At 43.3% G+C, this 26,209-nt stretch carries 19 protein-coding genes; 12 read left to right on the forward strand and 7 right to left on the reverse strand.

Annotated features, from left to right (window positions below; genetic code table 11):
• The first annotated feature begins 315 nt into the window (after positions 1-315).
• A complete protein-coding gene (locus tag J3998_RS11510) occupies positions 316-2,103 on the forward strand; it encodes an MltF family protein (protein WP_243750732.1) in 1,788 nt (595 codons plus the stop codon).
• A 5-nt stretch (positions 2,104-2,108) separates the two neighbouring features.
• Here J3998_RS11510 and thiI read toward each other — a convergent pair whose 3' ends face one another.
• Positions 2,109-3,548 carry a tRNA uracil 4-sulfurtransferase ThiI gene (thiI, locus tag J3998_RS11515; RefSeq protein WP_208150818.1) on the reverse strand — a complete coding sequence of 480 codons (1,440 nt, stop codon included), beginning with the start codon at positions 3,546-3,548 and terminating at the stop codon, positions 2,109-2,111.
• 219 nt (positions 3,549-3,767) lie between these two features.
• Here thiI and J3998_RS11520 point away from each other — a divergent pair, with 219 nt between their 5' ends.
• The 4 genes from J3998_RS11520 (at position 3,768) to panD (ending at position 9,053) form a co-directional block, all read left to right on the forward strand.
• The gene (locus tag J3998_RS11520) at positions 3,768-4,739 is read left to right on the forward strand and encodes a class 1 fructose-bisphosphatase (protein WP_208150819.1); all 972 of its coding nucleotides are present in this window, start codon (positions 3,768-3,770) and stop codon (positions 4,737-4,739) included.
• An 83-nt stretch (positions 4,740-4,822) separates the two neighbouring features.
• Positions 4,823-5,350 (forward strand): inorganic diphosphatase, encoded by a 528-nt coding sequence (gene ppa / locus J3998_RS11525; RefSeq protein WP_208150820.1) that lies wholly within the window; start codon positions 4,823-4,825, stop codon positions 5,348-5,350.
• Positions 5,351-5,652: 302 nt separating this feature from the next.
• Positions 5,653-8,439 (forward strand): phosphoenolpyruvate carboxylase, encoded by a 2,787-nt coding sequence (gene ppc, locus J3998_RS11530; RefSeq protein ID WP_208150821.1) that lies wholly within the window; start codon positions 5,653-5,655, stop codon positions 8,437-8,439.
• Positions 8,440-8,657: 218 nt separating this feature from the next.
• Entirely contained in the window at positions 8,658-9,053 is a 396-nt protein-coding gene (gene panD / locus J3998_RS11535) for an aspartate 1-decarboxylase (protein ID WP_208150822.1), read from the forward strand.
• 87 nt (positions 9,054-9,140) lie between these two features.
• Here panD and J3998_RS13520 read toward each other — a convergent pair whose 3' ends face one another.
• The 6 genes from J3998_RS13520 to pcnB form a co-directional block, all read right to left on the reverse strand.
• Positions 9,141-9,908 (reverse strand): flagellar motor protein MotB, encoded by a 768-nt coding sequence (locus J3998_RS13520; protein WP_208150823.1) that lies wholly within the window; start codon positions 9,906-9,908, stop codon positions 9,141-9,143.
• On the reverse strand, positions 9,901-10,683 hold the full coding sequence (locus tag J3998_RS11545; protein WP_208150824.1) for a motility protein A: 783 nt from the start codon (positions 10,681-10,683) through the stop codon (positions 9,901-9,903). Before J3998_RS11545 ends, J3998_RS13520 begins: the two co-directional genes overlap by 8 nt.
• A gap of 52 nt (positions 10,684-10,735) precedes the next feature.
• Complete coding sequence (gene panC / locus J3998_RS11550) at positions 10,736-11,584, reverse strand: pantoate--beta-alanine ligase (protein ID WP_208150825.1); 849 nt, start codon at positions 11,582-11,584, stop codon at positions 10,736-10,738.
• A gap of 26 nt (positions 11,585-11,610) precedes the next feature.
• The gene (gene panB / locus J3998_RS11555; protein WP_208150826.1) at positions 11,611-12,417 is read right to left on the reverse strand and encodes a 3-methyl-2-oxobutanoate hydroxymethyltransferase; all 807 of its coding nucleotides are present in this window, start codon (positions 12,415-12,417) and stop codon (positions 11,611-11,613) included.
• Positions 12,418-12,562: 145 nt separating this feature from the next.
• A complete protein-coding gene (folK, locus tag J3998_RS11560; protein WP_208150827.1) occupies positions 12,563-13,051 on the reverse strand; it encodes a 2-amino-4-hydroxy-6-hydroxymethyldihydropteridine diphosphokinase in 489 nt (162 codons plus the stop codon).
• Positions 13,048-14,547 (reverse strand): polynucleotide adenylyltransferase PcnB, encoded by a 1,500-nt coding sequence (gene pcnB / locus J3998_RS11565; protein ID WP_243750733.1) that lies wholly within the window; start codon positions 14,545-14,547, stop codon positions 13,048-13,050. Before pcnB ends, folK begins: the two co-directional genes overlap by 4 nt.
• Positions 14,548-14,752: 205 nt before the next feature.
• On the opposite strand from pcnB, the gene J3998_RS11570 reads away from it, so the two are divergent.
• The 7 genes from J3998_RS11570 to J3998_RS11600 all read left to right on the forward strand — a co-directional run bounded on the left by J3998_RS11570 (position 14,753) and on the right by J3998_RS11600 (position 26,024).
• Positions 14,753-15,205: a methyltransferase family protein gene (locus J3998_RS11570; protein WP_208150828.1), complete on the forward strand. Its 453-nt coding sequence runs from the start codon at positions 14,753-14,755 to the stop codon at positions 15,203-15,205.
• A gap of 347 nt (positions 15,206-15,552) precedes the next feature.
• On the forward strand, positions 15,553-16,557 hold the full coding sequence (trpS, locus tag J3998_RS11575) for a tryptophan--tRNA ligase (protein ID WP_208150829.1): 1,005 nt from the start codon (positions 15,553-15,555) through the stop codon (positions 16,555-16,557).
• Positions 16,558-17,047: 490 nt separating this feature from the next.
• Complete coding sequence (locus tag J3998_RS11580; protein WP_208150830.1) at positions 17,048-19,480, forward strand: methyl-accepting chemotaxis protein; 2,433 nt, start codon at positions 17,048-17,050, stop codon at positions 19,478-19,480.
• Between the two features lie 504 nt (positions 19,481-19,984).
• The gene (locus tag J3998_RS11585) at positions 19,985-20,353 is read left to right on the forward strand and encodes a hypothetical protein (protein WP_208150831.1); all 369 of its coding nucleotides are present in this window, start codon (positions 19,985-19,987) and stop codon (positions 20,351-20,353) included.
• Positions 20,354-20,943: 590 nt separating this feature from the next.
• Positions 20,944-21,282, forward strand: coding sequence for a hypothetical protein (locus J3998_RS11590; RefSeq protein WP_208150832.1), 339 nt, complete (start codon positions 20,944-20,946; stop codon positions 21,280-21,282).
• Positions 21,283-21,376: 94 nt separating this feature from the next.
• On the forward strand, positions 21,377-25,681 hold the full coding sequence (locus J3998_RS11595; RefSeq protein WP_208150833.1) for a PAS domain-containing hybrid sensor histidine kinase/response regulator: 4,305 nt from the start codon (positions 21,377-21,379) through the stop codon (positions 25,679-25,681).
• A complete protein-coding gene (locus J3998_RS11600) occupies positions 25,674-26,024 on the forward strand; it encodes a response regulator (protein WP_208150834.1) in 351 nt (116 codons plus the stop codon). The genes J3998_RS11595 and J3998_RS11600 overlap by 8 nt, the downstream gene beginning before the upstream one ends.
• The last annotated feature ends 185 nt before the right edge of the window (positions 26,025-26,209 follow it).

Raw genomic sequence — 26,209 nt, forward strand, 5'->3', positions numbered from 1 at the left:
CCGCTTAACCAAATTTTGCAAAGCCCCTACGGGCGAGGTTTGGAAGCGTCACTTCGTTGTTAGGCTTCTTAACCATAGCGATGGCTATGCTTTGCTAAACCTGCCTAGAATTGACTGCTTCAAACACCTCGCTGAAGTCAATGGGGACTTATTCTGCGCTTCCTTAGACAATGCTCTTATATTAGACTTTTTGCATCAATCAAAAGTTGAACTATCTTAAGAAATTTTCAGCTATTGAAAAAAACAAGCATCAATCAAACGTGAAAGACTACAATTAAAGGAAGGATTTAAAGGACTGAGTCTTGTCACGAAATTATGAACGCGATTACGTTTAGAATTGTCCAACAACGGTTGCCGACACAGCAACATTTTAATCAGGCTTTGAGCATCCTCTTGCGCCTCTGCTCGGTTGTAACAAAATACTGCCAGAAACCTAAATCACCAAAACGGTTTCTCCTACTTTCTTCAGCTGTCATCTTTACTGGCATAACGACTAGCTCCGCCAGCTATGCCGAAACGATTTCAAAGCAGACCCAAACCCGTAACGCTTCTATCAATGAACGGATAAACAGCGCCTTTATCGGCGACTTAGAACAGATTCGCGAACGCCGAATCTTCCGCGTATTGGTCAGTTATAACCGCACAAACTTTTTCCATAGTGACGACGGTACACGCGGCTTAGAATTTGAGCTAATGAGCGCCTACGAAAAATACCTTAACCGCGGCCCAAGGAAAGAACGCTTTAAAACACATTTCATTTATCTCACACGACCATTTAATAAATTATTCGACTCTTTACTTGCCGGCGAAGGAGACATTATTGCGGCTGGCTTGACCATTACCCCTGAACGAAAACAACTCGTCGATTTCACCAAAGCGTATATCCGTGACATCAATGAAGTCCTCGTGGCAAATAAAGATGCAGAACCGATAAATCGCTTTGAAGACTTAGCCGGTAAACAGATCGTGGTCGTTGCCAACAGCAGTTACATCGTTCAACTTCAGCAGGTCAATCAGGTTTTAGGCGGCTTGGGTCTGGATAGCATTGAAGTGGTACAAGCAAACGAGCTATTGGAAGCAGAAGACATTTTAGAAATGGTCAATGCCGGCCTATTCCCTTACACCATTGTTGATAGCCATATTGCCAAAATCTACAGTAGAGCCTTTAAAAATCTTAAGGTACAAGAGGACATGATTCTGCGCCATGGCGGACAAATCGCTTGGGCCATCAACAAAAACCTCCCCAAATTAAAGACATCTCTAAACGACTTTATTGAAAAACAGGCTCGTCCTGGCCGATATCTAAGCAATGTTTTGTACCGACGTTATTTTGAAAATGAAAGTTGGATTCAGCACCCGCTGGACTTTACACCGCTTGATCGAACCCCTTGCCTACAATACTATTTTGAGAAATATTCGCAATTCTATGATTTTGACTGGCATATGATTGCCGCCCAAGCCTATAAAGAATCCAAATTCGATCAAAGTCTAGTGAGTCGTGTCGGGGCTTATGGAATCATGCAAATTCGAGCGAGTACCGCGAACTCGAAACATGTTGCCATTAAGAACACCCGTACCAATATGGAGAACAATATCCATGCAGGCATTCGCTATTTAAGTTTTTTACGCGATCACTATTTTGATAAACCGGAATATGCACCGGAAGATAAGATTAACTTTTCACTCGCAGCCTACAACGCAGGGCCAGGCAGAATCCGTCAACTTCAGCGTATTGCCAAGCGCAAAGGTTTAAACCCGAATAAATGGTTTTACAATGTGGAGACCATCGCTCGCAATGAAATCGGTCTAGAAACCGTCAATTACGTGACCTTTATCCAGAAAACCTCAGCGGCGATAAAGTTGGCATTTAAGCTTTCGGAAGAAAAGCGTTTACTGAAACAAGAACATCTGCAAGAACTTCAGGAGCAGCAAGACAAGATTCCGGAATTCAAGTTCGACCAACAACTTACCCTAGACGGCCAGCAAGAAGAAGATAAAAACAAACAGAGCAGTGAAGAAGACGATGACGATACCGAGGGCGAATTGGAAGCAAAACCACCGTCTAAAACGATGATTCCAAATATTCGCCCCATTATGAAATAAGCATTTTAATCCTGAGGGCGATACACGCGCACATTTTCAAAACCTTGGTCACGCAAATACTGTGCATGCAACTGGCTCATTACCCCTTTGTCGCAATACAAAAGGTACTGCTGTGTTTGATCAAGTTTTTTAAACTCTCGGCCAAGTAGATTAAACGGCATAGATAGGTGTTCTAACAACAAGGGTTTTGACGTTTGTTCATCATCGCGACGAATATCAATCAACACCTCTTCATTAACTTCATTCACAACGTCAACCGCCTGGCTTTGGTTTACGTCGGCAATAATTTCATCAACATTAATACTGACCGCTTCCGCAACTGCCTTTTCCAAAACCGCCATATCAAAATGACTCTCTTCTTTATTGGCTCGATCAAAAGAGGCATTAGTCACCGGATTTTTGGAAATCACGCCGCAGTACTCCGGCATTGACTCGGCAAATTCACGTGTTCCAATTTGATCGGCAATCGCCATAATATCCGGCTTATCCATCACCACTAAAGGTCGCATAATCAGTTTATTGCTGGCGTCATCAATTACCGCCAAATTCCGTAAAGTCTGGCTAGAAACCTGCGCCACACTTTCACCCGTCACCAGCGCATCAATTCCCATCTTCTCGGCGACCTTTTCCGAAGCGTGAATCATGAGTCGTTTAAGCATCACGCCCATATAACTTTCATGCGACGAGCGAAAAATTTCTTCAACCACACCTTCAAACGGCACCGAAATAAACTTCACTCGATGTGAAGCACCGTATTTTCCCCATAGGTATAACGATACCTGCTTTACGCCAATCTCATGCGCCGCGCCGCCAAGATTAAAAAAGATAAAATGGGTTTTTACACCGCGCTTCATGGTCAAGTAACTGGCAACGGTCGAATCAAAACCGCCGGACATCAACGACAAAACTTCGCCTTGACCACCCATCGGAAAACCACCCAGACCGAAAAAACGGTCCGTAATGACATTTAAGATTTGATTATGTAAATCCAGCTTAACCGTAACTTCAGCATTACGTAAATCAACACCGGCGCTGCCACCAAGTTGAAACAGGTGAGAACCGACATAGCGCTCGATATCACCGGAACTATGATTATGCGTACCGGTGCGTTTAACTCGAACCACAAAGGTTTTGCCTTGAATCTTATCCAGATAAAACTCCGCCGCCTTCTCGGCAATTTGCTGCAAATCATCACCGGTTTCAAAATGTTTGACTTCCAGAACCTGCTGAATTCCCGGCGTACGACTCAATAAATCCCGAACCGGAAGATGCCATTCATCCGCACAATAGACTTCTAATTTATCGTGAAAACGTTTTATCTGAATCTCTTCGTTAATTCGCCCTAGTAAACGTTTAAGGTTTTCTGCCAACTGCATTGTCATGCGCTTTTTAACCGGCGTCCCCTTCACCATAATTTCTGGGAAAAATTTAATAATAAATTTCATTACTAGCTACCTTAAACCTGTCTCTACTAAAAGCTAAATCGAATCTAACCGCACATTTTACCTTATCTGCCCCAACACGGCTAAGTTAGCTTGACTCAAAAAGACAAAGCCCTCGTCATCAAAACATCACACTGCCGACTGTGCTAAAAGTTTGCGAAAAAAGAAGTTGGCGGGTATCATTAGCGCAATTTTTATTTCAATCTAACAGCGAGAAACTCGATGAAAAGACTTGACCAAGTATTGGCAGCGGACGGTGTTCCAGCGGAATTAGAACTAGTAATCAATGACGTAATCGTTGCGTGTAAAGACATCGCATTCAAACTTCGTCAAGGTGAACTAGCGGGTATCCTAGGCGCAACTGAAGATGAAAACGTGCAAGGTGAGACTCAAAAGAAGCTTGACGTTATCTCTAACGACCTACTTAAAGATATCCTAGTAGCGAACCCATATGTTCGTGGTATCGGTTCTGAAGAAGAAGACTACACAGTAGCGGGTCACGACGCAGGTAAATACCTAGTAACTTTCGATCCATTAGACGGTTCTTCTAACATCGACGTTAACCTTTCTGTTGGGACTATCTTCTCTGTACTTGAAGCGCAAGACGACCAGTCTGGCGACAACCAAGAAGTATTCCTACAAAATGGCCGCAAGCAAGTTGCAGCAGGTTACGTTCTTTACGGACCATCTGCGCTACTCGTTATGACAACTGGCAATGGTGTAAACATCTTCACTCTAGACACAACGGTTGGTGAGTTCATCCAAACTAAATCTGGCGTTTCTATCCCAGAAGACACCGCTGAATTCGCGATCAACATGTCTAACCAACGCTTCTGGGAACCAGAAATGAAGCAGTACATTGATGACTGCCTACAAGGTGAAGAAGGTCCGCTAGGTAAGCGTTACAACATGCGCTGGGTTGCTTCAATGGTAGCTGAAGTACACCGTATTCTAATGCGTGGTGGTATCTTTATGTACCCATACGACAGCCGTGACCCTTCAAAAGCAGGTAAGCTTCGTCTAATGTACGAAGGCAACCCAATGTCAATGATCGTTGAACAAGCCGGCGGCGCTTCTTCAACCGGTCGCATGGACATTATGGACGTTGCACCGCAAGGTATCCACGACCGTGTACCAGTAGTTCTTGGTTCTAAGAACGAAGTGGCTAAGGTTGTTGCTTACCACAACAAATAAGCGAATCTTCTAGATTCAGCGAAGCACCCGCTTTACGCGGGTGTTTTACGTTTAAGCTATTCAAGACGATAAAGGAAATTACTATGGGTTTTGCTGCAGTACCGGCCGGTAAAGATCTACCAAATGACGTAAACGTAATTATTGAAATCCCTGCGTTTGCACCGCCTATTAAATACGAAATTGACAAAGATACTGACCTGGTTTGGGTTGACCGTCTACAGGGTTCGACTCTGTCTTACCCTGCTAACTACGGTTATATCAACGACACCCTATCTGACGACGGTGATCCAGTTGACGTTCTAGTTGTAACGCCACACCCGTTAATGGTCGGCTCAGTGATTCGTTGCCGTCCAATCGGCATCTTCAAGATGACTGACGATGGTGGTCAAGACGCTAAAGTTGTTGCCGTTCCGGTGGACAAACTATCGCCAATTTACTCAAACATCGAAAAAGTGGAAGATATTCCTCTGCTTAAAGAGCAGATCGAACACTTCTTCAGCCACTATAAAGACCTAGAACCTGGCAAATGGGTTAAAGTTGATGGTTGGGGCGATGTTGAAGAAGCTCGCAAAGAGATTCTTGCTGGTGTTGAAACTTACAACAATAAGTAAGTGACTACCCACACTGATTTAGGCTTTACCCCTCAAGCCTAATAATTCAAAACGCCGGCACTGCTCGGCGTTTTTTATTCCCAAAACAGAACACCAACTGCACCATTATAAAAACCCCTCTTATCATCTCGACTCCAACTCGCCTCCAAAAACGGATTAAAGTCGCAAGATCCAGCCACTTTTTAAAGTATCGGCCTCTTATTTGCTGTATTCATGCACATCATCGGTGCCGTTAAACCAAGCATAAAAAATTCTGGTACAATGGCGCCCAATTTTGTTTTTAAAAAATTTTGAGTGGGACTATGGCAGAAAATCGTGATAAGCAGCTTCGTGCGCGAGTCAAGCTTTTGGGTAATATCTTAGGTGAAGTCATCGAAAAACAGGTTGGAACAGAAACCTTCGATGCCGTCGAAAAACTTCGTAAAGGCTACATCAAACTGCAAAAAGAAGATGATCCGCAACTACGAGCAGAACTCACCCAATTCATCCAAGAAAGAAGTCCGGAACAATTAAATCTTATCATCCGTGCCTTCAACCTCTATTTCAGCCTTGTAAACCTTGCTGAAGAAGAACATCAATACCACGAACGCCAAAGTCAACTAAAGTCTGATGGCCCGCTTTGGGCAGGCTCTGTTCTTAACACGATCGAAGAATTTAAAGAACAAGGTCTAAGCGGCGCAGATGTCGAAAAACTGCTATCTAAACTTAACTACATTCCAGTATTCACTGCACACCCGACCGAATCAAAACGTCGTTCGGTGATGGACAATCTTCGTCGAGTATTCCTAGACATTGGCGCTTTGAACGAAGCCGATAAATACAATAACGAATACGCCAAAGATTCAATCTACGAACAACTGGAAACGCAGATTCAGGTTCTATGGCAGACTGATGAAGTACGCCGCCAGAAACCGACTGTTGAAGACGAAATTCGCAACGGTATTTACTATTTCCGTCAGTCATTATTCGATGCTGTACCAAGCGTTTATCGTTATATGGATCGCGCTTTGGCAAAACACTATCCTGAAGATGTTATTGCAACACCAACCTTCCTAACCTTTGGCTCTTGGATTGGCGGTGACCGCGACGGCAACCCGTTTGTCACCCACGACACGACTGTGCACGCACTATTATTGCAAAGCCGCGGCGTGATCTATGAATACCAAAAACGCGTATTTGACCTAAGCTCAAAACTGACCCATTCAAAACATCTGTGTAAGATTTCACAAGATGTGATTAACCGTGCCACGATTTGCGACACCGACTTGATTCGTTCAGTATTCAAACTGCGTCCGGAACGTTTTAAAGACGAACCTTATCGTCGTTTCTTATACCTAATTCATGGCAAGCTGAAACACAACCTTGCTTATTTAGAAGCGCGTCTAAATGGTGAAAAGGTCGAAAGAAATTCATTAGCTTACACTTCTGAAGACGAGTTTTTGAGCGACCTTGAGCTGATTTTCAACTCACTTTGTTCACATGGTGATAGCAAAGTTGCCGAAGCAGAGCTACTTGATCTGATTCGTTTGGTTAAGACTTTCGGCTTCTTCCTGATGCGTCTGGATATTCGTCAAGAATCCACTGTACATACCGATGCCGTTGCCGATCTTCTGCAACACCTTAATGTTGACTATAACGGACTCTGTGAAGCAGAACGTATTGAAATTCTGGCACAACATGTTGCCTCGGCAACCGTGGTCGACACTCAGCATTTAGATCTGGACGACATGACGAAGGAAGTGCTTGAAGTATTCCATGTCATGCGTGAGATGCGCCAAGAAATCAGTCCGAAAGCATTCAATAACTACGTTATTTCAATGACGCACTCAGCAAGTCACGTCATGGAAGTATTATTCCTTGCCCATCAAGCCGGTCTGGCAGGTTATAACGCCGGTCAGCCTTATTGCGACATTAACATCAGCCCGCTGTTTGAAACCATTGAAGACCTTGAGCACATCGTACCGGTTACCAAAGACCTACTGGATAACAAGACTTACAAAGACCTACTAGCAGCATCCGGCAACCAGCAAGAAATCATGCTTGGCTATTCTGACTCGGCCAAAGACGGAGGAAATCTGTCTTCCTCTTGGTCACTATATCAAGCACAGCAACAAATCATGCAATTGGCCGATGAGCACAGTGTGGATTGTCGTCTATTCCATGGTCGCGGTGGAACTTTGGCTCGTGGTGGCGGCCCGACACACCATGCAATTCTTTCTCAGCCAACCGGTACGGTTCGCGGCTCAATCAAGTTCACCGAACAAGGTGAAGTGCTGTCTTATAAGTACAGCAACTCGGAAACGGCAATGTACGAGCTGTCACTGGGCGTTACCGGCTTGATGAAAGCCAGTCTAAACCTTGTGAAGCCGATTGAGAAAGACAATCAGAAATATCTGGAAGTGATGCAGAAGTTAGCGCATGATGGTGAAGAAAACTATCGTGATCTAACTGACCACACAGACGGTTTCTTCGACTTCTTCTACCAGGCGACGCCGGTTACCGAAGTCGGTTTATTGAATATCGGTTCGCGCCCTTCACACCGTAAGAAAGGTAATCTATCTAAAGAATCGATCCGCGCTATTCCATGGATTTTCGGCTGGGCACAAGCACGCCTGACTTTCCCGGCTTGGCAAGGTACCGGTTATGCGCTCGACAAATGGATCAACGAAAATGATGCAGAAATCTTGAAAGAGATGAATGCAAACTGGCCGTTCTTTAGCGCGATAATGAGCAATATCCAAATGGCACTATCCAAAACCGATGTGGTCATCGGCAAAGAATACAGTCAGCTTGGCTTAGATCAGACAATCGCCCAAACCGTGTACAGTAAAATTGCTGACGAGCACAAGCGTTCATGTGCCCGTATTCTCGAAATTACCGACAATGAATACCTGATGGCAGATAATCCGACCATCGCCCTTTCATTGAAACGCCGTAATCCTTACCTTGTTCCTTTGAATAACATCCAAATTGAGATGTTACGCCGTTATAAAAACGAATCGCTCAGCGAAGAGGAACAAGACAAATGGTTATCACCACTGCTGAATAGCATCAATGCAATTGCAGCCGGGATGCGAAATACCGGTTAAAAACGCTCTGCAACGTAGCCAAATAAGCGTCAAGTTAGGAATTCAACCAACTTGGCGTTTTTTGTTTTATTACAAGCGATTAAGCAACATTTATAAATTTTAAAAAGTCAGTATAATAGCTGGCTTATATTTGCACATTGACAGGTCAAAAGCCGCTCAATGTACTAAGGCAAGGCCATCTGCCCTACCCTAATAGATTCGCGAACGACGAGAGAACTATGCAAATCACTTTATTAAAATCAAAGCTACATCGTGTTAAAACGACACATGCCGAACTTGACTACGAAGGCTCTTGTGCCATTGATGGTAAGTTGATGGATGTAGCAGAGATCCGTGAATACGAACAAATTCAGATTTACAATGTAAATAATGGTGAGCGCTTTACCACCTATGCCATTCGTGGTGAAGAAAATAGTGGGATCATCTCGGTTAACGGAGCGGCTGCTCATAAAGCATCACCGGGGGATTTATTGATTATCGCAACTTACATTAGTATGTCGGAGAAGGAAGCAGAGAGCTTCAAACCAAAAATGGTTTATTTCGAAGAAGACAGTAATCAGATCTCACACACCAAAAATACCATCGCGGTACAAAAAATGGACAAAGCGAGCTAAAAAGCTTTTTCACTTTATCGGTACCTAACTAAGCAGCTGCTAGAAAATTTCGGAATACATTCGAGGTTTGATTCAGCTGCTTTTTTATTACTCATTAGCTAGCTGTGGCTTAATCGTTTCAATATCTTCACCAGATTTCGTTGACAAAACCACTTCCACTCTTCGATTCTTCGCGAAATCAGTTTCGGTTTTGCCTAGTGCTATCGGCTGAGTATCAGCCACACCAATCGCCTGAGTCTGTTCTGGCAACACACAACCATCGACAATAAGTTGAGATACAACAGCCGAAGCTCGCGCACTGGATAGCTCCCAGTTATTACGGAAACGTCCGCCAGAAACCGGGCGGCTATCGGTATGACCAAAAACTTTAATCGTTAAATCATGCTCTCTAAGCGGCGACAACCTTCTCAGCAGAATAATAAAACGCGGTTTTACGACGGCACGACCAGCATCAAAAGCAATCTGTTCAGGAAAAACTAATTTAATTTGATTGGATTGCTCGTCATATTCGACCATGATCGAACTATCGCCTGTCATTGAAAAACTCTGGCTGAGCTCTTTAAAAAGCGCCTTCATTTCTGCCTCAGATTTATCAACCACTAATGACGGCGGTTCAACAACCGCTGGCGGCGTCTCGTTAACACTTTTTTGCACGGATTGAAAGAAGGATTCTTGCTCAGGCGTCAGTTCATCGCCATTGCCTAAGGTTTCATTAAAGGATTCAACAATGCTTTGATATTTAACAACATCAATACTAGACATTGCATAAAGCAGCACAAATAACGCCATCAACAACGACATCAGATCGGCAAAAGTCGCCATCCATGCCGGACTGCCTGATGGCTTATCACTCACCGTCCTTCTCCTGCTGCTTCGGTTTTGCCGTTCCTTGCAGATAAGGCTCTAAAAGGTCACGCATGACGGCGGGGTTATGGCCTCGGGCAATGGAATCGACCGCTTCAATAATCATCGCTTGTCGATAGGTTTCGTTTTTAGCCCAAGACGCAATTTTATCGGCAATCGGCAGAGCCAGTAAATTAGCAATCATCGCCCCGTACAATGTAGTCAGCATCGCCACAGCCATTGCCGGACCAATCGCCGACGGGTCACTTAAATTGGATAACATTTGCACTAAACCAACCAAAGTACCAATCATCCCGAAAGCCGGAGCCGCTTCACCAATAGAACGAAATACCCCTGCGCTGGTTTCAGCTTTATCGTTCAAAAGCTTAGTCTGTTCATGCAGACTCTGCGACACTAACTCAGGAGAATAACCGTCCACTAACATACGTACGCCGTTCTGGAAGAACTGGTTACCGACTTCATACTCTTCCATCGCCAAAGCGCCTTTAGAGCGCGATAGACGAATCAATTCTTCGGTGATATCGACCAATTCGTTTAAATCAGTCGTCTCTTTATTGACCTTGAGAACACTGAAAGACATACCTATCGCACTTAGGGAATCGACCAAAGAATAACGAATCATGGTAGCCGCAGCCGTACCACCAACCACAATCATAATACCGGGAACATTAAAGAATACGCCGAGAGACACACCTTCACCCATCGCCATGGCAATCAGTACAATACTGATACCAGCCATTAAACCTATGAGAGTGGAGTAACTCATAACAACCCTTTAAATTGACGAATGCAGAAAGTCTCTAACAGACCAGTCAATTCTACAGCAAAATATTATCCAGAAGACGGGTTGAACCAAGTCGTGCAACGGCAAGAATCACGAATTCTTGATTTGAGTCAGATGCCGGCAGCAAGGTTGTTGGATCACAAATTTGAATATAGTCGATAGCATCAAAGCCTTGTTGAAGCAATCGCTGGCTGGCAACGTGACAAAGCGCATTGAAATCACGGTTACCGGATTGCAGAGCTGCCGCAATATCAAGCAAAGCAACCTGTAGCTTTGGGGCGATTTGTCGCTGTTGTGAAGTGAGATATTGATTACGAGAACTTAACGCCAAACCCTCTTTATCACGAGCAATCGGCGCTGTAATGATTTGGATTGGCAGCGCCAGATCACTCACCATGGTTTTAATCACCTGCAACTGCTGAAAGTCCTTTTGCCCAAAAACAGCACAATCCGGTTGCACCATATTAAACAGCTTCAAGACCACCGTAGTCACCCCGTCAAAATGCCCGAGACGATTTGCCCCTTCCAAAAGCGCTGTCAATGAATCGGCAACTTTAACCAACGTTTGTTCTGACTGACCATTTGGATAGACCTCGGCAACCTCAGGGAAAAACATTAAATCGGCACCCTGCTCGCTAAGTAACTTCTTATCTTGCTCAAAAGTACGCGGATAACGTTCAAAGTCCTCATCCGGCCCAAACTGCAATGGATTGACAAAGACACTGCACACGACCTTATCGGCTTTTTGCTTAGCAAGATCAATCAAACTGAGGTGTCCTTGATGAAGGTTCCCCATAGTCGGAACAAAAGCGACTCTTAAACCCCGACGCTTCCACTCTTGCACAACAAGACGTAATTTAGCAACTGTTTCAATAACTTGCATCGTTCTAAAACCCTTGAAAGTCAGATTTAATCAGCAACCTGATGAGATTTATTCGGAAAGCTCTGCTGTTTGACTTCATCAACATAACTCCTCATCGCACCCTGAATCGAAGTCTGTCCATGCAAAAAGTTTTTACTGAATTTAGGCGTCTTTCCTATCGTAGTGCCCAAAATATCGTGCAATACCAGAACCTGACCGGACGTATTCATTCCCGAACCAATACCGATTACCGGAATGCTAAGCTGCATGGTAATTTCTTGCGCCAAGGTCGCCGGAACACATTCCAACACCAACATATCTGCACCGGCTTTTTGCAAGGCTAAGGCATCGCGCAAAAGTTGCTCGGCAGAATGCGAATCTTTGCCTTGCACCTTATAGCCATGCTTTTCCACCGACTGCGGCAAAAGTCCAAGATGACTGCAAACCGGCACGCCCATTTGCGATAGAGCATCAACAATTAGGATTGCACGTTTACCACCTTCCAGCTTAACCATATTAGCGCCGCCTTCTTTCATTAGACGCGCCGCGGAGGCCATTGCCTGATCAACGGATGTATCGCTCATAAATGGCAAATCCGCAATACAGTAAGCTGGGGTGTCAGACTGCATATTGCCACGCTGCACCATTTGCGTGTGGTAAACCATTTCATCCAAAGAGACCGGCAAGGTCGTGGAGTGTCCTTGCACTACCATTCCCAGCGAATCACCGACCAAGAGTACGTCAACCCCTGCTTGCGCCGCCCAATAAGCTTGCGATGCATCATAAGAAGTCAAACAAGCCAGTTTCTCACCGGCAGCGACATTTTTTTGAAGAAAGGATAAGCTTTTGCGCATGACAATTTCCTAGAAGTCGAACAGACTTTGACGAATGATTAAGCACCTATATCAAGGCGAAATCAAAGCTGACATTGAAAGCGCATAATGTAACGCAAAAACAGAAATAATTAAACTGACGCAGGAGAATTTCAGAAACCAGAGATCACTCTGGCTGAATTGGTTTGAGAAAACTCTGTTCAAGTTGCCCGAACATTTTTTCTACAGTACCAATATTCGGAATTTGTAGTGCCGGTGCGATTTCCGCTAGAGGAACCAGAACAAAGTCACGAAGGTGCATCTGCGCGTGTGGAATCGTTAAGTCAGCGGTCTGCATTACAAGCTCATCATACAGAAGAATATCGACATCAATCGTTCTCTCACCCCAATGCCGTTTTTTGATGCGCCCCATTTCATGCTCGATTTGCTGACACTCTTCAAGCAATGCTTGCGGGCTAAGTGTCACCGCAATTTTACAGACAGCGTTCACATAATCCGGTTGATCTTGCGGCCCTAGAGGCTTGGAGCCGTATAATTTTGAGCACTGCAAGACTTCAACACCACTGGCCTTTTTCAAAAGCTCAACTGCATCGGCAATTTGCTGAGCCGGATTATCTAAATTAGCACCGAGCCCTAGATAAGCGACATGGCTCATGAATCGTTTTGTGGCAGGCTGGCATTGCCGGAATGATCACCATTCTGACTACGCTTGCGATAAAAATTACGGTTACGACGTTGCGGGCGACGTTTACGTTTACGCTCAGGTTTTAAGTCTGATGCAAAAGCAACCCGTTCAACCGGCGTTTTTTCCTGATATTCGGTCCACCAATCAAACAGGTGTTGTTCCGACGTTTCGCCGGCAGCAACGCGAATGCCCAAGAAATCGTAAGCAGCACGGAAGCGATTATGCTCCAGTAGCTTCTTGGCCTTATCACCATTACGTTTCGGCAAACGATATTGTAAGCTCCAGATTTCACGAATCTGCGCCGTGAATCGTTTCGGAATTGCAGTCTGCGCAATCTGTTTTTCAATCACTTCATTCGCAGCAGTAAACATTGCATTCTGGTGCACTTCACCTTGATCCATCAACTCTTGCTTACGTTTTTGCATCGGCTCCCATAACATCGCCGAAAACAGAAACGCCGGATTAACGCTCTTACCGGAACGAATCCGTTCATCGGTACTTTTCAGCGCTTCGATTACCAACATCCGCGGAAAACCTTCACTCTCGGTTGCTAGGATTTCTTCGGTTTGCGGGAACAAATGTTCGAATAGATGATAGTGACGTAATTTTTCAAAAACCTGTACTGCCACACCACTATGGAAAAGCTTCAGAACTTCTTCAAACATCCGTGCATTGGAAACGTCTTGTAACAGTGGCGCTAGCTCGCTAATCGGTTTTTCAGTCTTCTTCTCTATTTGGAATCCCAGCTTTGCTGCGAAACGCACAGCACGAATCATGCGCACCGGATCTTCTCGATAACGAGTTTCCGGATCACCGATAAGACGGATCAAACCGTCGTCAATATCATTAATTCCTTGATGGGTGTAATCGAGAATGGAAAAATCTTTAATCGAGTAATAAAGAGCATTAACGGTAAAATCACGGCGCCAAACATCTTCTTCAATGGTGCCGTAGATATTGTCTTGTAACAGGCGCCCACTTTCATCTACTTCACGTTTTTGAGCAAATTTTTTGCGCCCGAAAAACGTACCGCGCTCTTTAGGTTTATCACTGTCTTGACCACGGAAAGTGGCAACTTCAATCATGTCACGGCCAAAACGGACATGGGCGAGACGAAAACGCCGACCGATTAAGCGACAGCGACGTTGAAAAACTTTCTTAACCTGCTCCGGCTCGGCATTGGTAACCACGTCAAAATCTTTCGGCTCTAGCCCAAGTAACAAATCACGAACACAACCACCGACAAGGTAAGAGTCGTAACCGGCACGCTTAAGGGGATACAACACATCCAGCGCAGATTTATCCAAATCGCTGCGGGAGATATTATGTTCATCTCTGCTGAGAACAATTGGAGCTTGATGATCTTCCGATGATTGCGGAGTGGAGTTGGAAAAGAAAGCGCTAATTTTTCGAATAAAACTGTGCATAGATTTTGTAGTTATCTGCCATAAACTTCTAAGACTCAATACGGCTCCTTAAAATAGCCGTGCGGTCACTGCCAAAAGGAGTTTACGAATCTTAAAGAAAACAGCTCGAAACCCTTTACAATAAAATTTTTCTCATTTTAACGCCTTTTGCCGAGACTGCAATCAAAGCGCTCTATTTTGCCGTTTAAATAGAGAAACCCGCAGTATTCACTTATAAAGACATATGATTTCTTAAGGATTTTTTATGCAGCAGAAACTTCTTCACCCTTGGTATTCTTATGGATTAGTTAGCGCCCAATTCGGCTTTATTGCCCTTCTACTCGCCGCAACGCATCCTTGGCAAATAACCGACTGGAGTTTCCCGGTGCACATTCTAGGCGCAATACTCGGACTATGGGCGCTGAAAACCATGCATCTAGGGCATTTCAACATCATCCCCGACCCAATGCCACACCTGCAATTAGTCACCACAGGCCCTTATGCCTTTATTCGCCACCCGATGTATGCCTCGATTTTAATTTTTTTCCTGCCCTTTCCAATTCTGCACAGTACTCCAATAAGCTGGCTAGTCTTCGCTCTCTTAGGCATGACCCTGCTATTAAAATTACATTATGAAGAACATCTTATTCGTCACAAAATCAGCGACTATAAAATTTATCAAAGTCACACGAAAAAGCTGATTCCATGGGTCTTCTAGAAACCTAAAAACGGTTAATGCCTGCTCAAACCAGAATAACTATTTCATACGATTTTCGTCTTGTTGCACACAGCAATGGCAATGACAAAACCTAATTATGAATTTTTAAGCGCAATCCGTAGGACTCACTCCATTTTCACACCAGCGGTGTTAGAAATGCACTTAAGTAGAATGACTATTTAGCGTTTTTTCTGCCTTGCTGGATGCAAAAATGGCGAGAGCAGTGCCTAATTCTGAATTGTCAACAGACCCTAGCGATTCCCCCTCAAAAATGCGAAAATACGCGCACTTTTTTAAGAGCAGGGCAAATCTTGCTCAACACATTGCAAGTTTAGAGACCATCCAAAATGACAAAATCAACATTATTTAGCGGAATCCAACCTTCCGGCGACTTGATGATCGGCAACTATATCGGCTCGATTAAAAACTGGGTCACAATGCAGGATGATTACAACTGTCTGTTTTCTTTGGTTAATATGCACGCTATTACGGTTGAACAAGATCCGCAAGACTTATATAACCGCAGCTTGGATTTTGTCGCATGGTATCTGGCTTCCGGTATCGATCCGGACAAGAGCACGGTTTTTATCCAATCGCAGGTTCCTGAGCATGCAGAGCTAGCATGGATCTTGAACTGCTACACTTATATGGGCGAGCTAAACCGCATGACCCAGTTTAAAGACAAGTCTGCCAAACACTCTGCAAATATCAATGTCGGGCTATTCGACTACCCAGTGTTAATGGCAGCCGACATCTTGCTCTACCAAACGGCTATGGTTCCGGTCGGCGCCGACCAAAAACAACACTTAGAACTGGCTCGTGATTTAGCGACCCGTTTCAATAATAAATATGATCGCGAAATTTTTAAAGTTCCAGAACCGTTTATCCCGCCGACTACCTCCGGCGGCCGTATTATGAGCTTGCAAGATCCGTTATCGAAAATGTCAAAATCAGACGAAAACAAAGATAACTTTATCGCCTTAGCAGATGACCCTAAAAAGATTTTGAAAAAGTTTAAAAAGGCAGTCACCGATTCTGGTTCGGAAATTCACTACGACTTGGAAAACAAACCCGGCGTATCAAATCTGTTGACCATCTACTCAGTTATCAGTGGTAAATCGATGGACGAAGTGGTTAAACACTTCGAAGGCAAAATGTACGGCCACCTAAAAGTCGAACTGGGTGAATTAGTTGCCGACTATTTAGCACCAATCCAAGAACGCTTTAAACAGATTCGTGCTGACGAAGCAGAACTTAAAGCGGTTCTGGCCGACGGCGCTAAACAAGCACGTACTCAAGCCCAATCAACTTTAGCAGAGGTTCACCGAGCAATCGGCTTCGTAACGCCTTAACGCCCTCCCGACCGTCAGCGCCTTTCGTAACAAACTCCAAAAGCGCTGACAGCATCTAAAGCCGAGCCAATCGCATTCTAAAGGTTCTACAAAGTTAACTTAAATCAAATTCAGTTGTAGTAACTGTGAGGTAACTTTTCACCATTCCTTATTTATCGCTACGATTACAGCAGAATTGCGAAAAAACGGTAAACTTTTTCCCTTATCGGTCGATGTTACACACAACAAAAAAGCAAAACTTTTCGTATTATAGAAACCGTACCATACGCTAAGGAAACACAGAATAAGTCCCCATTGACTTCAGCGTGAGGTTTGAAGAGATAAATTCTAGGCAGCGTTTGATAAGCATAGCCTTCGCTATGGTTGAGAGCGCCAACAACGAAGTTACTCTTCAAAGCCTTGCCCAAGAAGAACTCGACGCCCGAAGGGGTAAGTCGAGACAGGGGGTTGTTCTGCGTTTCCCTAAATCGCTTAAGCTGGAGACATGGCTATGCAAAATGCCTTTACAGGAAAATCCACTAAACTATTACTCAGTCTTTATTTGATTACTTTTTTAATCATCAACGGGATTGGGGCAACGCTTATTATTCAAAGCTCGGACAGCTACCACGATAAAATAAATCAGCTACAAGTGCAGATTTATGAAAAGCAAGCTACCTTTAAACAGCTTCAGTCACAAATGGGTTATGGCAATATGATCCATAACTTTAAAAACTTTGTCCTACGTGGAGATGCAGACTACCGAACCTCTACCTACCCGGCAAAGTTTCAAGAAAATATTGATAAAATCAATGAACTCATCGCCAACTATCGACAAATTGGCATTCCAACAGAGCAAGAGCTAAGCGAACTTGACGCCATTCAAAACACTGTCGATCAATACACAAAACAGATGGAAATCGTCAAACAGCTGAAACAGGACAACGCACCAATCGACTATATTGACTCTCAAGTCATCGTTGATGACCGATCAGCAATGCAAGCAATGGCCTCTCTGTTCAAAGAAATGCAGACAAATGGCAAAACCCAACTAAAACAGTTAAACGAAGAAGTCAAAGCATTCCAAATCAGTCAACTGCTGACCCTTATTATTCTTTTAGTCTTACTTAACCTGATTGCCATTGAAGTACTGGTTCGTCGCGGCCTAATCAAACCGCTGCTCCACCTTAGTAGCAATATTCGAAAAATCTATAAAAACCAAGATGACGTTGACCTTTCTATAAAAATTCCGGTTGAAGGGGCAAAAGAAACCCATGAACTCGGCGAGTACATGAATAAACTGATTAGCACCGTTCGCAAGCATATGAACAGTGCCACCACAGTTAAACATGTCGTTGACCAGTCTTCTGGAAACATCATGATTGCTGATGAAGACCTAAACATCACCTATATGAATGAATCAATTCTGCATACTCTCAAAAATGTAGAAAAAGATATTCAAAAGATGTTGCCACACTTTAAGGCCGATGACCTTATTGGCAAAAACATTGATATTTTTCATGTTAATCCGGCACATCAACGCAAGTTACTAAAAGAGCTGCGTGATACCTATGTTGCCTCGCTAACACTCGGAGAACTCCACTTAAAAATCATCGTTAACCCACTATGGGATATTGACGGTAAACGCGATGGCTTCGTTACCGAATGGAAAGATGTTTCACAAGAAGTAAAACTTGAAAAAATGCAAGCAGCGGTTGAAAACAACCTGAAAGCCATGGTCGAGAAAGCGGCACAAGGCCACATCGGCGAACAGATAGACGTCAGTGCATTGGACGGCTTTATTCATGATCTAGGGTTACAAATTAACCATATGTCGAAGGCAATTGCTGAAGCAAACCAAAACATTGCTGATGTCATTATCGAACTATCGAAAGGGAACCTAACTGATCGTGTAATCGGTGACTTCGAAGGTGGTTTAGGCGAAATTAAAGACGCAATTAACTCCTCACTTGATAACCTCTCTACCACCCTTGCCGAAGTAGATAATGCCGTTCATGAAATCGCCACCGATATGCGCGAAACATCACAACGCAACGAAGACCTATCCTCGCGTATTCAACAACAAGCTGCCTCTATCGAAGAAACAGCTGCAACTATGGAAGAAATGACATCGACCATTCGTAACAATGCGTCCAATGCTAAACAAGCCGATCAGCTTACTAGTCAAGCCTCTGAAAAAACTCAGCAAGGCGCAAAAATCATGTCACAAACCATTGATGCAATGGAAGAGATCAAAACCTCATCCGAACAGATCGAGCAAATTATTGGCCTAATCGACTCCATTGCCTTCCAAACCAACTTATTGGCTTTGAACGCAGCTGTCGAAGCAGCCCGAGCCGGTGAACACGGACGAGGCTTTGCCGTTGTAGCGGGTGAAGTCAGAGCCCTCGCAGGAAAATCTGCCGACGCGGCGAAAGAAATTAAAGGCTTAATTGATCGTTCAGTTGAAAAAATTCAACAAGGCACACAGCTAGCACAAGAATCCGGCGAGTCATTAACGCAAATTAATGAAGCCATTGCCCAAGTCACCACGATTGTTGCTGAAATCGCCTCTTCATCAAACGAACAGGCACAAGGCGTAGAACAACTTAACCAAGCGATTGCATCTTTAGACAGTAACACTCAAGAAAATGCACTCTTAGTTGAAGATTCAGCCAGAAGCGTTGCCATCATTGAGCAACAAACAGCCAACTTAGTTGAGCGCATGCAAGAGTTCCAAATTGGCAGCGAATTTATCAATGCTGCACGGGTTAAATCTCAGCAACATAAAAAAGTTCCATCGCAAGCCGTTAGCAATACAGGCAATAACGCAGCACCAAAAGCCTTGAAACCAATTGCTGCAAAAACAAGCTATTCCAGCAATAAAGAAATCATCAGTCCCGTAAAGAAAAACACGAATGATGAAAGCTGGGAAGAATTTTAACTAACTGAGAGCTTTGTTCGGGTAGGTCGCGGATAAAAAATGAGGAAAAATTTGACTGAATAAGTCGGGAAACGCTGCTAATAGCCTGCTATTAGCAAGTTTTCCAACACAACTCAGGTGAATTTTAACCCTTTTTACTTGTGAAACTATCTCGAGCAAAGCTCTCTAACTAAAGAACAATTGAAACTCAGTCAGCCCGCTTTTTACAGCGGGCTTTTTTATGTCACTTTTCGGAAAAAGAACCCGTAACGCTTTCCATGCATTAACTCAATTTGGCAATACATACACTTAATAAATATAAGGAAGAAAAAATATAGAAGCGAACAATGGCACCTAAAAACTATTTATTTCTGTTTCCAGATAAAAAATCGTAACCTTGTAAGCGTCAAGGAGACGACATATCAGTTTTACCAGCTCTTATTTAGCGTTTCCATTCAGGATTTTTACCCAAAGTTCTAATGATTACGGCAAGCCTGTAATCGATTTACATTACGAGGTACTATTATGAAAAAATCCACGTTAATTACTGCCAGCGCTTTAATGACTAGCTTTTTATTGATTCCTGCTTCTCAAGCCGAAACCATTCCATCAACTAAAACCATTAGCTGCGAACTGATGAAAGTGATTGCTCAAGACGTCATTACTTCACGCCAAGAAGGACAAGTTATGACCGCAGTCGCCAACAGACTACTAGAAGATGGCTGGGAATATAAACAAGCCAACAGCATCGCCTATGACTACATTCAGAAAGCTTACAAAGTACCGGTACAGTTAGACCAAGAATCAAAACGCAACACCATTCAAAACTTTAGCAGCCAAGCCTATGAAGACTGCGTCTGTAATTGGAATGCCAAACCGCAAGAAGGCATCTAAAAATTCACCGCCCTTCTCTTTAGCCAACAGCAAAAACCCAATGCTTAATCATTGGGTTTTTTATTGACACAATTTTCAAACCACTCAAAAACACTAAACACCCAACTTCAGCATTTATCCAATTCCACAATTACCGGACTTCGAAAATTTCATATCAGCAAAACGCTTCCAACCCATTTGCTATGCAATCTCCACACTTAGGGAAACACAGAATAAGTCCCCATTGACTTCAGCGAGGAGTTTGAAGAGATAAATTCTAGGCAGCGTATGATAAGCATAGCCTTTGCTATGGTTGAGAGCGCTAACAACGAAGTTACTCTTCAATACCTCGCCCAAACGAAGAACTCGACGCCCAAAGGGGTAAGTCGAGACAGGGGCTTTGTAAAACTTGTCTAAGCGGTGTTATCTGTTTTTGCCAGGTCTAGACATGACTACAAACAGAAGCCTTGCTTAGCCTAAATTTTACTTTGCCTGAAGGCATTTGGACTTATTCTGCGTTTCCTTAGCATACCCACACCTCAATTTGTAAACTTTTATTAACAATCAAGTTGTTATACCCTACTCTACAAAAGAGTATCAGAAGAGGTTATATGAAATTTTCCGTCGTTTCCAAGAAGCCTTCTAAAATCATTCTGAAGTTTTACGATGAAGTTGATACTGATTGGGAAGTAAAGCTCTTTCAGTTAATCGATATGTACTGTCTCACGGACTGCATGTTAATCATCGATTTATCAGAAATCGACGAACCAACAGACAACATCATTTCCGCATTGAATTTCATTCAACGCCAAATCGAAAGTGAAAATCCAAGAGAAACCAAAATAATCAACTTGAATAACCACTGTTATGAAACGCTACTAGCTAACCACGCAGAAAACGTAACCTTGCAAAAAGCCGAAGATAACGGGACTTATTCTGCGTTCCCCTAAACCTTTCAGTAAAAAAACTTAATTCATATGTAAAATTTCTTGCTTAACGTATAAAATCGTAAAGATAAAATAACAGCACCATCAAGTGGTCTATATGCTGCGCAATCTAAAAAAATCGAATTATGGTTTTATTATCATTTTTCTTGCTCTTTTCTCTACATTAAGTGCTTGCTATTACATCTTCGTGGAACATGAAGAGAAGTATCAAATCGCGCTTGAATCATCAGCAGAAAAAATAGGACAAACTCTCGTTGATCGCATGAGTGCTTATCGACAAGTGCTACTCGGCGGTGTCGCTTTATTTAAAGTGTCTGATGAAGTGACAAGAGCCGATTGGGCAACTTATGTCGCGTCTCTTAACCTCGATACTTATATGCCAGGTATTCAGGCCATTGGCTACAGCAAAGTCATAAAACCGGAAGAATTGCTTGCGCATGAGCAATCCGTCCAAAAAGAAGGCTTTAGCGATTACAAGGTACATCCTCAGGGTAATAGAGAACTCTATACCTCCATTGTCTACATTGAGCCATTTGATAGCCGCAACCAAAGAGCGTTTGGATATGACATGCATTCAGAAAAAACCAGACATGAAGCCATGTATACCGCGCTCATTTCAGGCTCACCCAAACTCTCAGGCAAAGTCACCTTGTTGCAAGAAAACGGTTTAGATGTCCAAAACGGATTTTTACTCTATTTGCCACTGTATCGCGGCACCCAACCCCCATCAACGACAGAAGAGAGAGAAAAAGAGATTCAAGGATTTGTCTATGCGCCATTTCGAATCAAAGATCTAATCAATGGACTGGGGTCTAATCTGACACAAAATATCGGGATTGAGATATTTGATAATAAAGTTTCGCAGGAGTCTCTTTTATTCTCTTCGGTAACAAGTGATGAGCGTAAATCCAATGACGCTAAGTTTTCTCAAGCACTCACCATCGATGGAAGAAAATGGATCATCCGTTATTACGCCTCTGAAAGCTTTTATGATGCCACTGACAACTACATCTATTTTTTGATACTTTTAGGCGGTTTTCTTTTAAGTTATTTGACTTATCTACTTTTCAACTCATTCAGTCAAAAAGCGCAAAGTGATGCACAACACATTGAACGTATCAATTCGATGCTCCTCAAAAATGAATTGGCGCTTAAAGCGGCAACCGTTGGCATATGGGAATGGGATTTTGCCTCAAATACGCTCTTTTGGGATGACACCATGTACTCAATCTACGGCATTACCAAAGCACAAGAAAGAAGTAATCCCTACGAAATGTGGAGTAATGCGATTGATGGCGAAGACAAACAAAAAGTGGAAAAAAACCTTTTTGACGCCAGAGAAAACAATGGTGAATACAACATTAACTTTTGGATCACAATGCCTTCGGGAGAGAGAAGATACATCCATGCGATTGGTAAAAATGCATTCGACGAGAATGGTATTGCCAATAAGATGGTTGGAACCAATTCCGACATCACTGACCTGCAACAACAAAAACTGTTAGCACAAACCGAAGAATTGGCTAAGGTAGGGTCTTTTTATCACTACATAGAAGATGATTCAGTTGAATGCTCAGAAGGGTTATATGGGCTGTTTGAATTTGAAAAACGCAAATCTGTAACTATAGCGATGATCTTTGCGAGCTTTCATCCTGATCACAGTGAAAAAATAATCAATAAAATTACCGCTTCAATTGGTGTGAAAGGACTCCACTCAGATAGTTTCAAAATCGTCACCCCAAAAAATACGATAAAAGATGTTAAAGCGTTATGGCAGTTTGAATTTGACAGTAACGATAAACCTTATAGAGCTGACGTGGCTTATCTCGATATCACTGAACAAAAAGCGCTTGAAGAAAAATTAAAAAACTCGCTTTCACAGCTAGAAGAGGCTCAACAGATTGCTAAGATGGCGGTTTGGATCTACACGCCTGCGACGGATTTACTGGAATGGTCGCAAACAGGTATCGAGCTGTTTGAGTTAGATGAAGTCTCCTCGAAAAGTTTTGTAGGTTTTATTCAGCGTATTCATCCAGATGACCGAGAAATGGTCAAACAAGGCTATTTCGGCAGTGTTGAAAGCGGCTTACCGTATGACCTAAGCTACCGTTTAGTAATGGATGACGGCCGCATCAAGTACGTTCGTGCAAAAGCATCTCATGACAAAGATACCCAAGGCAATGTGCTTCGCTCGATTGGAGCGATTTACGATATCACGCTAGACAAAGAGGCTGAACAGCGGCTCATAGAAGCAAAAATGGCTGCGGACAAAGCCAATATTGCCAAATCTGAGTTCCTAGCCAATATGAGCCATGAGATTCGTACCCCACTGAACGGAATGATTGGTTTGACAGATCTTGTCATGCATACCGATTTGAATGAGCAACAGCGTCATTACTTAGAACAGGCGAAGGCTTCCTCAAAAACACTGCTCAATGTCATCAATGATATTCTCGATTACTCAAAAATCGAAGCAGGCAAACTCGAACTCGAATCGGTTCCGTTTTTGTTAGAGAAGGTCTTGAAAAACAGCACATCGCTCGTGAGCTTCGCTGCGCATGAAAAAGGGATTGAGCTTCATGTTGACTTGGATATGGTATTGATGCAACCGCTCCAAGGCGATCCGCTGCGGCTTCAGCAGATTATCAATAACCTGCTTGGCAATGCCATTAAATTTACCGACCATGGCGATATCAGCATCAGAGCCAAACTCCAAGAAGAACAAGACGATGAGATGACCGTCTCATTTAGCATTATCGATACAGGAATCGGTATTGAAGCAGATAAAATCGAAAAACTGTTTAAGGCCTTTAGCCAAACTGATGCGTCCGATACTCGCAAATACGGCGGAACGGGTCTAGGGCTTTCCATCTCTAAGCAGCTCACTCAACTGATGGGCGGGACGATTGCCGTCGAGAGTACTTATGGTCAAGGCAGCACTTTCACATTCACTGTCAAATTGCAAAAAAGCGATGTTGTTTTATCTGATGCACTTGACGTTGCCAAACTTCGACAAAGCCGCTTTTTAGTTGTCGATGATAACGATATCGAACGCCAGCTGCTGTGTGACATTCTCGAATCGTGGCAGTGTCACTATCAGGCCTGTTCAAATGGATATGAGGCACTTGAATTGGCACTTAGCGAGCCATTTGATTACCTGCTTGTCGATTGGCAGATGCCTGGTATGGATGGATTGGAAGTCATACACCGTCTCCAGCAGGAAAAGAAACAAAAATACCCCAAAACCATTATGGTGACCGCCTATCAAAAAGAGGCCATTCTAGAAAAAGCAAAAGAGATGGGTGACGAGCTGCAAAGTATCCTAGAAAAACCAGTTACCGCATCGGACCTGTTTGAAGCCCTTGGTGGAGATTTGCATCCCATTGATCGCAGTTCACGTTACGCCTCCCATAAAGTCAAATTCTCTGCCAATGTCCTAGTTGCCGAAGATAACGCCATCAATCAGCTCGTTATTAAAGATTATCTGCAATCATTTGGTTGTGACGTGACCATCGTAGAAAATGGTCAGAAAGCGGTGGACGCTTGTCAAGGTGGCCGTTACGATCTTGTATTTATGGATATCCAGATGCCGGTGATGGATGGGTATGATGCCACTAGAGCAATCAGAGCGTTTAACAAAACAATACCGATCATCGCACTGAGTGCGGCAGTGATGGAACGCGATAGAAGCGCTTCCCTTGCAGCTGGAATGAACGGACATATCGGCAAACCCATCGATCCTGAAGAAATGTTCAATATGATGGAAAACTATTTAAAAACCGAGAGTATTCAGATAGAAACGACAAATACTCGCGTCTTCTCGCTGCCAAAGATAGAGGGAATTGATACAGAGGCTTTAGAAACACAAATCTCGAGTCTTGAGACCATCATGAGCATGCTTAGAAGCTACGTCAAAAACTTTGGCCATCCTGCCGATTTGTTTAGCCCGGATTATTCCACAGAAAAACTTCGCGAAAACCTGCACTCTCTTAAGGGGGCGAGCGGGAATCTGAAGATCACGGACCTATTCAGTTTGAGCCAACGTCTGCATGATAGCGAAGATGAGGCTTTGCTGAAAAATGAACTCCCAAATCTGATCAAACTTATGGAAACAAGTCTCGTATCGATCCAAAACTTTCTCTCATCAGAAACGGATGTGCCAGAGCTTGAATTACCCTCACACGCCGAGTCGGTTGTTATTTTAAATGAGATGCTTGCAGCATTGGATTCATTTACCTACATCAACCCGGAAACGCTTCACAAAGCAGTCAAGGCAATCGAAACTCTCAGTGATAAGCTAACCGCATCCCAGCTGCAAACCAAAATCGAAGATTTCGATAATGAATCGGCGATGGAACTCATCAATACGATATTCAAAAAACTGGAAGATAAAGATGTATAAAATCCTCGCAATTGATGATGAACCGATTAATCTTCAAATAATCGGGGCATGTTTATCCAATGATTATCAGCTTTTTATGGCGAAAGATGGAAATAGAGGCATGCAACTGGCTCTTAAGAACAAACCGGATCTTATACTACTTGATATCGTGATGCCCGATCTTAACGGCTATGAAGTGGCTAAAATGCTTAAAGATAATCCTCAAACCAGAAAAATCCCAATCATCTTCGCTTCGGGAAAAACAAAAAGTCAAATTCAAACCGACGTGGAACATGTCGGTTACATCTCCAAACCGTACAACAAAGCAGAATTACTTACTTTAATTGCCAATACTTTATCTTAAATACGTCTAGCCAAGAGGGAAATAAATTCTACCTGCTTAAGCATAGATCGCATCTCTTTAAAATGTTAGGGATTCAGGGAGGCGCAGAACAAGTCCCCATTGACTTCAGCGAGGTGTTTGAAGCAGTCAATTCTAGGCAGGTTTCGCAAAGCATAGCCATCGCTATGGTTAAGAAGCCTAACAAC

Origin of the sequence: Thiomicrorhabdus marina, assembly GCF_017571465.1 — a bacterium.
GTDB lineage: Bacteria > Pseudomonadota > Gammaproteobacteria > Thiomicrospirales > Thiomicrospiraceae > Thiomicrorhabdus > Thiomicrorhabdus marina.